The organism is Listeria grandensis (assembly GCF_014322885.1).
GTDB classification, from domain to species: Bacteria; Bacillota; Bacilli; order Lactobacillales; family Listeriaceae; genus Listeria_A; species Listeria_A grandensis.
The window spans coordinates 94,714-108,434 of record NZ_JAASUG010000008.1; the positions used below are offsets into that span (position 1 = coordinate 94,714).

The 13,721-nt window shown below is 42.3% G+C and carries 8 protein-coding genes; 5 read left to right on the forward strand and 3 right to left on the reverse strand.

All coding sequences use genetic code 11. From position 1 onward, the window contains the following. Positions 1-43: 43 nt before the first annotated feature. Positions 44-1,576, reverse strand: coding sequence for an AMP-binding protein (locus HCJ54_RS11725; RefSeq protein WP_187137769.1), 1,533 nt, complete (start codon positions 1,574-1,576; stop codon positions 44-46). A 254-nt stretch (positions 1,577-1,830) separates the two neighbouring features. Between HCJ54_RS11725 and HCJ54_RS11730 the strand changes: the two genes are divergently transcribed. Further along, positions 1,831-3,480, forward strand: coding sequence for a DUF2075 domain-containing protein (locus tag HCJ54_RS11730; protein ID WP_187137770.1), 1,650 nt, complete (start codon positions 1,831-1,833; stop codon positions 3,478-3,480). Between the two features lie 19 nt (positions 3,481-3,499). After that, positions 3,500-3,829 (forward strand): nucleotide pyrophosphohydrolase, encoded by a 330-nt coding sequence (locus HCJ54_RS11735; RefSeq protein WP_185526079.1) that lies wholly within the window; start codon positions 3,500-3,502, stop codon positions 3,827-3,829. A gap of 58 nt (positions 3,830-3,887) precedes the next feature. Here the strand turns inward: HCJ54_RS11735 and HCJ54_RS11740 are convergent, their stop codons facing one another. Next, on the reverse strand, positions 3,888-5,303 hold the full coding sequence (locus HCJ54_RS11740) for an MFS transporter (RefSeq protein WP_187137771.1): 1,416 nt from the start codon (positions 5,301-5,303) through the stop codon (positions 3,888-3,890). 109 nt (positions 5,304-5,412) lie between these two features. Here HCJ54_RS11740 and HCJ54_RS11745 point away from each other — a divergent pair, with 109 nt between their 5' ends. Beyond that, a complete protein-coding gene (locus HCJ54_RS11745) occupies positions 5,413-5,802 on the forward strand; it encodes an ester cyclase (protein WP_187137772.1) in 390 nt (129 codons plus the stop codon). Between the two features lie 561 nt (positions 5,803-6,363). Here HCJ54_RS11745 and HCJ54_RS11750 read toward each other — a convergent pair. Next, positions 6,364-7,083 carry a YebC/PmpR family DNA-binding transcriptional regulator gene (locus HCJ54_RS11750; protein WP_187137773.1) on the reverse strand — a complete coding sequence of 240 codons (720 nt, stop codon included), beginning with the start codon at positions 7,081-7,083 and terminating at the stop codon, positions 6,364-6,366. 445 nt (positions 7,084-7,528) lie between these two features. On the opposite strand from HCJ54_RS11750, the gene HCJ54_RS11755 reads away from it, so the two are divergent. Together HCJ54_RS11755 and HCJ54_RS11760 are read left to right on the forward strand one after the other, a co-directional pair. After that, the gene (locus HCJ54_RS11755) at positions 7,529-13,144 is read left to right on the forward strand and encodes a SpaA isopeptide-forming pilin-related protein (RefSeq protein WP_187137774.1); all 5,616 of its coding nucleotides are present in this window, start codon (positions 7,529-7,531) and stop codon (positions 13,142-13,144) included. A gap of 210 nt (positions 13,145-13,354) precedes the next feature. Beyond that, positions 13,355-13,693 (forward strand): zinc ribbon domain-containing protein YjdM, encoded by a 339-nt coding sequence (locus HCJ54_RS11760; RefSeq protein WP_036066010.1) that lies wholly within the window; start codon positions 13,355-13,357, stop codon positions 13,691-13,693. The last annotated feature ends 28 nt before the right edge of the window (positions 13,694-13,721 follow it).

Consider the following 13,721-nt stretch of genomic DNA (forward strand, 5'->3'; position numbering starts at 1 on the left):
GATAGCCATTTCAGTGAGACGAATGGCTATCCTTTTTTTACGTCTAAATTTCGCTATTTTGAAGTAAACGTTCCAACTCTAAGCGCTGAATTTTCATCGTTGCCGTCCGTGGCATCTCATCATATGTCATCAGGATTGGTTCATTGAGGTGCGGTAAATCGGATACTTTTTTCCACCATAGATCCCAATTCATTTCCGCACGCTCATTCACCGCCACAATCGGCTGTGGACTACCATTTTTGCCTCGAATAATCACGACTTCATCTAGAAAAGTCAGCTCATCAAGAAGGGCATCCTCAATTGCGAGTGTGCTGTCGATTTTATCAACGAGATCGACTTGGCGGTCAAGCAGGGAAAGGCCTCCGAGCCGACTTTTGACGCCGTAATCGCCGCTATCCCACCAAGCGCCGTAGACATTTTCCTCAAAACGCGGGGTTTCTTTGTAATACGTCAGCGCCCGGCCTTTCGAGAACATTTGGATATTCCCGCTAACCCCGGCAGAAACTGGCTTTCCGTCCTGATCCACAATCCGAGCCTTCGTTAAACCTGGCATTCCCACGCCCATCGCACGCGCATTCGTCCGTTTGAGCGTGGACTTCGTATGGAAACGCATAATCATTGGTCCACACTCACTCTGCCCGTAAACTTGCAAGAAGACCGGTAAACGATATTTCGAACAACGCAAAAAAGTCGCCATCGTTTCCTTATTAATCGCGTCAAACGTGGAATGATAGTATTTCACGCTTTGGAAAACTTCCGGTTTCTCCCGAGCAAGTGAAGCCCATTGCACAAAATGGTTCGGATGCGTTTCCAAAATCATCGGCGCGTATTCCGTCATGATTTTCGTTATGTTAGCCCGGCTTGGATTGGCGATTGGGAGTAGTGGAAAACCTTTCGCCATCAGCGATGAAATCCCGATATTAAATCGCGAATGCACTGGCGAAATATGAAAAGCGACGAGGCCTCGCTTCCGGATGAGGCTCAAAATGTTCTTTTGCCATTTCGTGCGCCAACCCATTGAGTTCGCCGAGTGTGCGATAAGCTTCGGAACCCCAGTCGTACCAGAAGTATGCGTCATGTAAGAAATCGTGTCAGGCGTGAGAAAATCTTGCTCACAAAGCTGATCAAAAGTCGTTGCGAGAATCTCCTCGACCGCGATTAATTTCGAAGCAGGCAGGTTTATCAAACTTTGTGATTTTGCCGCCGTACCCCCATCGAATACCATCCAAGGATCACCCAGCCGCGCGACCAAGATATCCATTGTTTCAGCAGGAAGGTGCGCAGAAATCATGATTGGAACCGCGCCGAGATAAGAAATAGCCACAGCTAAAAGATAGGTATCGAATTTGGCCGATTTATAAACGATGACCTTCTCGCCCTTTTTGACACCGATATTTTGAAGCTGAGCAGCCTTCGTGATGAGGGCATTTTTTGCATCATGGTATGTAGTCTGTAGCTGAAGTTCAGGGAAAGCCGTGAGAGGCTCGTCAAAGTAGATCGCCTGACCCGGAAAACGCTCCGCGGCTTGCGCGAAATTGGTATAGAGGTTTAGTGGTTTGTATTTGTTAATAAACATGGATGGGTGGTCAACTCCTTTTTTGGTTGTGATGGAGTTATTATAGCATTTTTGTGAATGGATTTACAAAGTGTGTGGTGCCCGAAGAGAAATGGATGGTAATTGAAGGACAATATTTCTATGTTTGGTATAATAAGAGTAAAGCAATTGTTATTCAAATAAAATAGAGGCGCTGAACTGGTTTTCAATAATCTGCTGTATGCTTAACAAGGAAGGTTTAAATAGAAATCAGGCAGACCATTAGGGGAAATAACATGAACTCAAAACTAATCCAAATAAGAAAATTTGAAAAAGAGCCTATCCAAGAAATAGACACTGCTTATTTTAACAATTATCCAATCGTCTATATTCTGTATAATGATGCCAAATCTCCATCCGCATATATCGGTCAAACAGTCCATTTGCAACGGAGAATGAAGGATCATTTGAAAAATGCTGAGCGGAAAATATTAAAAACAGCGTTGTTTATCGGCAACGAGAAGTTCAACCAATCAGCGACATATAATGTAGAGACCAATCTTATCAACTTCTTCATTGCAGAAAAGAAATATAAGCTACAAAATATCAGTCAGACACTGGACAATAAAATGCATGATTACTACAATAAAGAATACTACGATCAAATCTTTTTTGAGTCTATTTGGGAAGAGCTTCGCGCACAAGATATTGTTAGGGAGTCTTTGGAAGAGCTAAAAAATAAAGATGTTTTTAAATTATCACCTTATAAAGAGTTATCCGCAGAGCAAATGGATTTAAAATATCATATCATTGATTACTGCAAAAAACATATTGATGATGAGCAACATAGCATCTTTTTTATTGAAGGGGATGCAGGTACTGGAAAAAGCGTGGTTTTAAGCTCGACTTTTAATACAATCCAAGATCTGTCACAGGATAAGGGTTCTAAGCTATACGGAACAGAGAATTATTTACTAGTCAATCATCAAGAAATGCTGAAAACATATAAAGACATTTCAGAGACGTTGCCCAACTTAAAGAAAAAGAATTTTATGAAACCGACAAGTTTTGTTAATCGGAAAACGACTGGAAAGAAATCTGTTGCTGATATTGTTTTCGTTGATGAGGCACACCTATTGCTATCAAAAAAGGATAGTTATAACAACTTTAATCAAGATAATCATCTAGAAGAAATCATCAAACAAAGTAAGGTTACAATTGTTGTGTATGATAGAAAGCAAGTTTTAAAATTCAAAAGTTTCTGGGATACAAAGCTAATTGATCATGTAAAGCGTGGTATACATAGCGAAGTACTAATGCTGACGAATCAATTTCGCATTCGAGCGGAAGAAGATATTCTAAATTGGATGGATGACTTTACAAACAAACAAATTTCTCCTCTTCCCAAATCGCTTACGAATGCAGGGCAGGAAAATTTTGAACTCAAAATATTTTCGGATGCTGGTGAAATGTATCAGAAGATTAAGCAGAAAAATAAGAAATATGGCTTATCTCGTCTTGTATCAACTTTTGACTACTTGCATAAAAAGGATGGAAAGGACTATTATATTGAGGAACCTCATCTTAAATTACCGTGGAATCGAACGCACTATAAAAAAACTTGGGCTGAGGTAGAGGATACAATAAATGAAGTCGGCTCAATTTACACGATTCAGGGCTTTGATTTAAATTATGTGGGTGTGATTTTAGGTCCATCTGTATCGTATAATTTTGAAAAGGGGCAACTCGAGATTTTAACAGCAAATTATAAAGATTCAGAGGCATTTAAGGCACGGGATGATATTTCTGCAGATCAAATAGAGGTTTTGAAAGAGCAAATAATTTTAAATTCAATCAATGTCTTAATGAAACGAGGAATTCATGGCCTCTATATTTATGCTAGTGATCCCAAATTACGCCAAAAACTAATGTCGCTATACGATTGATTTTTAGGAGGTACTTGGATTGGATAAAACGATAAAAAAAATAAATGACTTCAGAGAAGAACGTGACTGGCGGCAGTTCCATAATCCTAAAGATTTATCGATTTCAATTTCACTAGAAGCCGCTGAGTTACTAGAAAATTTTCAATGGAAAACGAGTGAAGAAGGCTTGAGTGCAGATATGGAGAACGTGAAGGAAGAGCTCGCTGATATCCTCATATATTCTTTAATGCTTGCATCGGATCTAGATTTAGATGTCCACGAAATTATTGAAGAGAAGCTACAAAAAAACGCTTTGAAGTATCCAATAGCAAGTAGCAAAGGTAGTAATAAAAAGTACACAGATTTGTAAAGCGTATCAAAAAGCCCATTTCGCAATTTTGAAATGGGCTTCTTCATTGTGCTCTTAGTTACACCTTCTTCGGCAATCGAAACACCAACACAAAACAAACTACAAGCAACGCGATATTCACATATATACTCGTTTGCAGGCTATCCGAAAATGCTTTTGCTTGTGAAGTACCCGCGGTAGCATTGCTAAGTGTCCTGAAAAATACCGAACCGACAATCGCGATCCCGAACGATGAGCCGACGCGTTGAGCGGTATTAAACATCCCACTTGCACCGCCGCGCTCTGGCCCTATAACTGTCGAAAGTGTAAAACTATTCAGCGGTGCAATAATCAAGCCGCTTCCAAGTCCAGCAATGAGTAGCGGCAATGTCATCCACCATGCGGAAAAGATGCCATCATGCATGTGAAAAACGATGGAAATGGCTGATAATCCGATAATCACAAAAACCACACCAAGATGCAGAAGCCGTCGCCCAATTTTCATAATAAATCGATTACTGTTGGCTGCTGCGACCACGCTTCCAATCGCAAATGGCGTAATAGCAAGCCCAGATGATATCGCCGATTGGCCAAATCCGGTTTGCCATGTGATGGACAAGATGAAGAAAATACTCGTAAATGCCGCGAAATAAACGAGCGAAAGCACCATTCCTGATACAAACGGTTGATTTTTGAGTAGGTTTGGTGAAATTAAAGGCTGATTTCCGCGTTTTGCTTGGCGTGCACTCCACCAATACAATAATAGGAAGAATGGTATCGAGGACGCCATCCAGATATAGTCAATCATTCGGAACCCATTCGAACCGCGTGAAATAACAGGATATAGTAATAGCATCAAAGCAAGCGTCAATCCGAGAACTCCTGGAATATCGAACTTGATCTTCTCTTTAGGCGCTTGATGTTTTGGCAAGTAAAGCATTGCCAGAATGAGCGTCACGACAACAATCGGCACGTTCACAAAAAACACGGCGCGCCAACCATTAGCAGGACCAAATAATTCGATGAGTAAGCCCCCAGCAAGCGGCCCAATTGCCGTTGCCACACCTACAACCGATCCAAGTAACCCAAAGATTTTTCCGAGCTGTTTGCCATTATATAAGTCCATAATAACCGCGTTGATTTGTGGGAAGAATAATCCAGCCGCAAGCCCCTGTATTACCCGGGAAATAATTAAACTTTTCTCCGTTTGTGCGTAACCTGCCGTAATACTCATAATTAAAAATAGCAAAATCCCAAAGATATAAAGGTTTTTCCGGCCGAAGCGATCACCTAGGCGACCGGCTAAAATAAGTACAACACCAAAGGCTAACGCGTAGCCAGAAATAATCCATTCGATTGATTCACTTGTTGCATGAAGCGCGGTTGTGATATCAGGTAAAGCAACGTTGACAATCGTCGTATCAAGTAAAGATATAAAAGCGCCAAGCATAATGGACACTAGCGCCAGTGTTTTGTGTCTATCCGTTTTCTCCATCTCTCATCCTCCTCTGATTAATCTATTTCCCCAAGCCAAATTCTAAACGCCTATTCGAAAGTATATGCTATAATCGGTAGAAAATCCAATCTGTGAGAGGAATTTTACCATGATAAAAAAAGAAAAAGAGATTGTAAGCGAATTTTTCAAGATTGTGCGATCTGGGAAAGAGATAGAACGTGCGTCAGAGTTCATCGCAGAGACGGTCATCGCGCACCAAGTTCAAGCTGAAAATGAATATAGTGTCACGCGTTCATCGCAGGATTACTCGGATCATGTTCAGGAAATGCTGGATGAGTATGGGGACTTTTTATTGGAGGTTCAAGAGGTTCTTGCCGATGGGGCGAAGGTGTATGTGAGGTGGCGACAAATTGGGAGGAATGAGAATGAGGAAGAGATCATCGAGATTGCCAGCGCTGTTTATTTGGTGAGGAATGGGAAGATTGTTGAGTATTGGATTCAAATTGATCGTAAGGGGTTGGAATTGCAAAAGAATTAGAGATTCAATTTGAATGGAATAGATTTTAGTGTTGCAAAAGGAATGATGTATTGGTATAATGATATTGAAAAGAGAGCTATGCTAGTTACATAACTCTCCTAACAAGGTCACATTAAGAATGATTGGCCATTTTTGTAAAGATAAATTACTCAACAGCCTTCCATGCCAAAGAGTAGTTTATTTTTTTCGATTATTTTTCATGTAAGTTAACAAGGCAAGGGTGTACACGAAGGACTAACCGTTCACTTTGTTCACTCTTATATTGGAGTTGTAACTCATAGATCATTCGAACAACTCCAACAAACAGAAGCATCAACTCTATTGCCGTACCAACGTCCACATTATCACCTCCACTCATATCGAATCGAATGAAGGGACAAACAATCATAGGCATCACCACGCAATCTTGCAAGGATTTAGCCAACTACTCATAACATTTACTTGTTAAACTCTATTCTACATTAAATGTTATTCAAAAACAACTCTATATGAGTGGTTATAGAAATAAATAGACGCTATGTCTTTCTATCGAGACATAGCGCTTACTTATGTTTTCAAAGCTTATTCTCCCAAATCCACATTGTGATAAACTTTTTGCACATCTTCCAAATCTTCCAACGCATCTAGCATTTTCTCGAACTTCGCTAAATCGTCTTCTTCGAGTGTCACTTCATTTTGTGCAATCATTTCGATTTCGGCCACGGTGAATTCTTCAATACCAGCGGCTTTCAATGCTTCTTGTACGTTATGGAAATCTTCTGGTTCTGCGTAGACAATCGCTTGGCCATCTTCATCCACCACATCGCGAACGTCCACATCTGCTTCCATCAATGTTTCAAGTAGCTCGTCGGCGTCTTTATCGGCAATGCCGAATACGGCGGTATTATCAAACATGTACGCCACAGAGCCACTTACGCCCATGTTTCCGCCATTTTTGCTGTAGGCTGAGCGCACATCTGCTGCGGTGCGGTTTACATTGTTTGTTAAGGCATCCACAATAACCATCGAGCCATTGGGGCCAAAGCCTTCGTAACGCAATTCGGAGTAGTTCTCGTCGCCGGTACCTTTGGCTTTCTCGATGGCGCGGTCAATGATGTGTTTTGGAACATTGTATGTTTTGGCGCGTTCAATAACGAAGCGTAGTTTTTGATTGGAATGGGGATCTGGATCGCCTTGTTTGGCGGCTACGTAGATTTCAACCCCGAATTTTGCGTAAATACGACTGTTATTTGCGTCTTTTGATGCTTTCTTTTCTTTAATATTTGCCCATTTGCGGCCCATATTACCACTCTCTTTCTGATTAGGAGTTTTCAGTTACTATGTCCCATTATAAATGTATTGCCGCGATTTGTTAAGTGCCAGACAGAATTATTTGTAAAAAGTAATTTTATTCCTTATCAAAAACCGATTTCCCAAACTGATTCTAAATACCTAATTTAGTGAAAAATAATTTCTGAGAAAGCGGATACAATGGATTTTTTGTATAGGTGAACGGCTAAATGTGGCGAAAATGTGACAGAAATTCAATAAAAGTTATATATGATTGAAAAATGTTACTAAATCATCATTTTGTGATTTACCTCTAGTTTTTAAGAAGGTTTCAGTGTAAACTTGCGATATTGTGAATAATGAGGTGCAATGTTTTCTTTGTTCATGCGGGTTGAGGTGTTATTGATTAAGCTTGGTCATGTGTTTTAGGAAAGATTGTTTCATTGGAGGGAGAACGATGATGAAAAGGGTATTTAGTCTTTTCGCGGCGCTTCTTTTGATACTGCAAATGATTTTACCGCAATTGGTTACGGCACAGGCAACTGAAGATACAAAAGAGGTAGACGGCGTTACGCTATTGAACACTGTTGTGAATAATGACACAAATGGAGCGGCTACATATAAACTCGATGGACGTGTAGTGAATCACTCGGATAAGGAGATACTTGGGACGATCAAGGTTTCTGAAAATGTGCTTGTTTCAGCATTTGAGAATCGTGTGGTTTTGGATGGGGAACAGAAGGTTATCGGGAATTACGATGTGAAAAATAATACGATTAGTTTTTTGATTCCAGCTCAGGTAGATACTATTTTTAATTTTCAAGTAAATGGTGAATTACTGGGAGACGCAAAAACGGGAACGGTGACTTTTTCGGATGGAATAAGGACGATTTCGAAAGAGATGTCGAAGCCGGAAGTGGAGCGGAAAGTTCCAGAAAAATCTAATGCTACTTTGGTGGCACCGCTTGTAAGGGAAGGACCGCAAGATCTGAAGGATATTTTTGCTGCGCTTGGATATCGGGAGACGGAGCGCTCGATTTTAGCTGATATGGTTGTAACGTATAAAGATCCGGACGGGAATGTTGTGACAGAGCCGACTGTGGAGGATTCTATTCTATTTTCATTTGATTGGAAAATAATGGATGATGTTGGCGCGCTAGTGAACGAAGGGGATTTTTATACGTTTAAGTTGCCAGATAACATAAAAATTTCTAAAAATATGATTATTAATTTAGGTGAGTATGGATCGGCAAAGGTGAATATGGATGGAACGGTGACGATCACGTTTACAGATGCGGTGAAGGGGAGTTCCGAGGTTAGAGGAACGCTTAACTTTAACGCAGGGTTCAATGAGAATGGGATTGATGGGCCGGGCGACATGATCATTAAGATTCCGGATGAAGTGAATTTGCCGTCGACGGAGGTTATGATTAAGCCAAAGCCGGGATCGACAATTGATAAGGGTGGTTATTTTGATAAGGTGCAGAATCCGAATCGGGTGATCTGGCATGTGGATGTGAATAAAAGTCTTGATAAGCTGCTGAATGCGCGTGTGACAGAGGCGTTTCCGGAAGGTTTGACGTACGAGTCTGTGCAGGTTTATCAGATGGATGTTGATTTGCACGGGAATGTTGTGGCGGAAAGTGAGAAGTTGGTTACGACGGGATATGTGGTGGATCAGGATGGGAACGTGACATTCACAGATCCGATTAATCATGCGTATCGCTTGATATACAATACATTGATTAATGAGGATCAAAAATCACTGGATGGTGGCACAGTTTCGTTTAAAAATAAAGCGACCTTGTCGAGCGATGATGATCCGGAAGGTTTGACGGCGTCTGCTACTGTGGATGCGTCATATGGCAAAATACTCACGAAGTCTTCCACTAACTATGATTCGGATAAGCAAACCTTTGAATGGACGGTTAAATATAATTATGGTGAAAAACATATTGCGCAAAAGGATGCGGTGATCAAGGATACTTTTGGCTCAGATAGAATGATTTTGATTGATACTTCGGCGAAATTGCATACCGTCACTTTTGACCAAGATGGAAGAGAGATGCAGGGTGCGCTGCTTGTTGTGGGTGTAGATTATGAGCTTGTGAAAACCGCAACTGGTTTTGAAATCCGCTTTTTGCATGATGTGGATAGTGCAGTGAAAATTAAATATAAAACAGGGATTTCTGGTACGGTAGATGAAAATATAAATGTTTCGAATCGGGTAGACATAGATACAGGGCAGACTGGTGGTTCTTCGGGTACATTATATCAACAAAATCTCGTTAAAAAACTTGCTTCGGTAGATTATGAAAATAAGAGAGCTTCTTGGACGATTGATGTCAATAAAAATCATTATGTGATGAAGAACTGGGAGCTTACTGATACATGGAGTAATGGGCTGAAGCTACTTCCAGAATCGCTAAAGATTTATGATGTGGACGGGGAGCGTGCGTTGGTCGAGGGTACGGATTATGAATTTGTATACGATCAGCAGGCTAATATTTTTAAGATTGCGTTTTTGAATGATTATAAGGTGGAGACGGAGCACCAGTTTAAGATTTCGTATGACACGGTATTTGATACGAATGCGAGTTGGTATGGTTCGGAAACGGGGACGTTTAAAAATAGTGCGACGGGAACTTGGTTGGACGAGTTTGATAAACCGCATACGAGTGATGATGAGGTTATTTTTAATCCGAATAATCCGACAAAATATAATGGTTTTAAGCAGGGGGCGTATAACGCGAGGTCTGGCCTGATTACTTGGACGATTGGGATTAATTATGATGGTAAACCGCTTGATAATGCCAAGATTGTGGACCCGATTTTAGGGAATCAGCAATTTGTGCCGAACTCTGTCAAAATTTATCATTATTCGGTGAATCCGGATGGTTCGATTGTGAAGGGTGCGGAGATTGAGGATCATTCGGATTTTGTGATTAATGAGCCGTCGAAGCGAAATCAGGAGACGTTGACGGTGAACTTTCCGGATGGGAAGGTTGCGCAGTATTTGGTGGAATTTGAAACGAGTGTGAAAGGGCAACTGGTTTCGGCGAATTATAAGAATGACGCGGTTTTCAAAAATGATTCGTATCCGGATCGGACGCTCAGTGCGGATGTGTCGGTGAAGCATGGCGGGAAGCTCGCGCTGAAATCTGGGGAGCAGGATGATGATGGTTTTGTGAACTGGTCGGTGACGGTGAATCCGAGTCTTTCGCAGATGGATGATGTTGTTGTGACGGATCGCCCATCGACGAATCAGACGATTGATCTGGATTCGCTTGTGGTGCATGGCACGGTGGTGAGTGTGGACGGGACGCTGAGTGTGAATCCGCACGAAACGCTTATTCGTGATGAGGATTATACGGTGACGCTCACGACGGATAATGAGACGGGGCAACAGGAGCTGAAGGTGCGTTTTATCGGTGAAATCGATGCGGCTTATGTGATTCAGTATCGCACGATGGTGCTCATGACGGGGAGCCGAGATAAGGTTTCTAACAATGTCAAAATCACCGGGAATCATGAGGAGGAAGTAACTGGCGGGGACGGTACGGAACTTGATGTTATTGTTTCTGACGGCGGCGGTACGGCGGTTGGAACGAAGGGCAGTATTTCTTTCCAAAAGGTCGATGGAAATGGTCAGGTATTACGTGACGCCGAGTTCCAACTTTTGGACAAAAATAATCGTGTCGTAATGCGTGATGGCGTAGTGGATGGAAATGGTAAACTGACGTTTGGTAATTTGCCATATGGGACATACGTTTTAAAAGAAGTGAAGGCACCGGCGGGATACACAGTTTCTGATGAGCTGGCGCAAGGCAAGAAGGTGACGATTTCTAGGGCGACGAGCCGAGCGGATATGGTGCAAGAAATTGTCAATACGCCGAATAAGGTGACGCTTGTGAAGCAGGATGAGGCGGGCCAAGCCTTGTCGGGAGCGGTGTTCAAGCTACAATGGCAAGTTGGGACGGACTGGTTGGATATTCGTTCGGAGGAGACTTTCAAAACGGGCACTGATGGCAAACTTGTTATTGATGGCTTGCTCCCGGCGAATTATCGAATGATTGAAACGGAGGCGCCGCAAGGGTTTATCATTAATTCGGAGCCGATTCCGTTTGTCGTCGCAGAAGATAGTAATGGTCAAATTGCGGATGTGACGGTAGGTCCTTTTGTGAATTATCAAGGTAGTATCGCGTTTATGAAGCAGGACGAGACTGGTCGGGCGCTTGCTGGAGCTGAGTTTGAGTTGAAAGATCAGTCGGGAACGGTGCTTCAGATAATGAAATCGGACGAATCTGGTCAGGTGAGCGCGACAGGTTTAGCACCAGGTGTATACACAGTTATGGAAACGAAGGCGCCAACGGGTTACACGTTAAATACGAAGTCACTCGAGTTTGTGATTGCTACTGCATTGGAAGGAAAGCCAGCGGTGAAAACATTAGCTAATTTTACGAACTATCAAGGTAGCGCGACGCTCGTGAAAAAGAATGATAGCGGTGATTTACTAGCAGGTGCGGTTTTCAAAGTGGTGGATGAAAATGGTGTAATTGTACGAGAGAATTTAGTAACGAATGAGGCTGGGGAAATCCATGCACGCGATTTAGCGCCGGGAGCGTACCAATTTGTAGAGGTGAGCGCACCGACTGGATATTTGGTGAACACGACGCCAGTGGCATTCACGATTGCAGATAAAGCACACGGAAAACTAGAGGCGGTTCAAAAAACATTCACGGATTACCAAGGTCGTTTTGAATTGCGAAAAGTAAATAGTGATAATGAGCCCTTGTCAGGTGCGGTATTCGAGCTGCGGAACGAGGATGGCGACACAGTGAAGACGATAGCGACAGGTGAGGACGGGCTCGTTGCTGCGACAGATATTGCGCCGGGTCAGTACACATTAGTCGAAGTAAAGGCGCCGAGGGGTTACATTTTGAATAGCTATCCGATCGCATTCGAGATTCCAGAATCAGCGCCGGACGTGCCTACCACAGTAGACTTAGGTAATTTTACGAATTTTAAAGGGAAAGTGGCATTGGTGAAGCAAGGTGAGGACGAAGAGGCCTTGGCGGGCGCTGAATTTACGATTTATGATATCGATGGAAAAGTGGTTGGGAAGCCAGTTGCAGCCTCCGATGGTCGCGTGGATTACGGCGATTTGGCGCCAGGCTACTACAAAATCGCCGAAACAAAAGCGCCACACGGCTATATTATCAACACCAATCCGATTTATTTTACGATTTTAGATACGTACCCAGGAAATCTAGATTTGATGGATACAGGTCATATTACGAATTATCAAGGTAAAATCGAGTTTCGCAAAACGGATGAAACGCATCACGGTTTGGCAGACGCGAAATTTAAGCTCATCAATCGGACGACTGGAGAAACGCTACAAACGGACATAATTTCGGGAGAAGATGGTGGTGTCACGTTGGCTAACCTCCATCCTGGTGAATATCAACTCATTGAAACGGAGGCGCCACATGGTTATATTCTAAATACAGCGCCGATGAATTTTACAATTAAGCGTGATTTGTTAGGAGCGCCAGAAGTCGTTCAGCTCGGCGATTTCATCAATTATCAAGGCTCTGTCGTTCTGAAGAAAACGGATGATTTCAAGAATCCGCTAGCAGGCGCGACATTCGATTTACTCGACGACAAAAAACAAGTGATTGCAACGAATCTCACCTCCGCTTCAGGTGGCGAAATAAAAGTAGGCGAGCTAGCACCAGGTGATTACTACTTCACAGAAACCCAGGCACCAAACGGTTATGAGAAAAAGGCTACACCGATTCCGTTCACGGTTACAGCAGAGGCGGAAGGTAAACCAACAGCGATTCAACTACAATTCGCTAATCAAAAAACACCTACAAAATTGCCACCAGTCGAGCACAAAGAGGACCATAAAAAAGACAATAAAGCGACTCATCCAAGTAAACGACCAATGACGCCTTCAAAAGACACTAAACTTCCTGAAACAGGTGATAACCAATCAGAGTCGATCTTGTTTATGATGATGGGCGCCTTACTTCTTGCAGGCTGGTCCAGAATGAATAGAAAATAAGGATTAGGTTGTCCCAGACCTTGTTTAGATCGATTAAAGAGTAGATGATGGAATGCCAGACGCGGCGTTTTTTGAATGACGTACGACATCGAATTAGCCAACTTGCGATATTATTTTGAACGAGTTGAAGAAAGAAATCGCCGCGGCATGGAGTTCCTCACGATTTTGTACTATAATAGAAGTATAAAATCGAAATGGAGGAACTAAAATATGGCTGATTTGCCAAAATGCCCAGAATGTAATTCAGAATACACGTACGAAGATCGCGGTCTATTTATTTGTCCAGAGTGTGGTCACGAGTGGTCTGCTGAGGCGGCTGAAGCAAGTGATGACGCGAAGGTTGTCCGCGATTCTAACGGGAATGTTTTAACAGATGGCGATTCTATCACGGTAATTAAGGACTTGAAAGTAAAAGGAAGTTCATCCGTGGTCAAAATTGGAACAAAAGTAAAAAACATTCGCTTAGTCGACGGTGATCACGATATCGACTGCAAAATTGATGGTTTTGGACCAATGAAATTAAAATCGGAGTTTGTGAAGAAGCTTTGATTTTTTCTGTAATTCGAAAGGCGCTTAC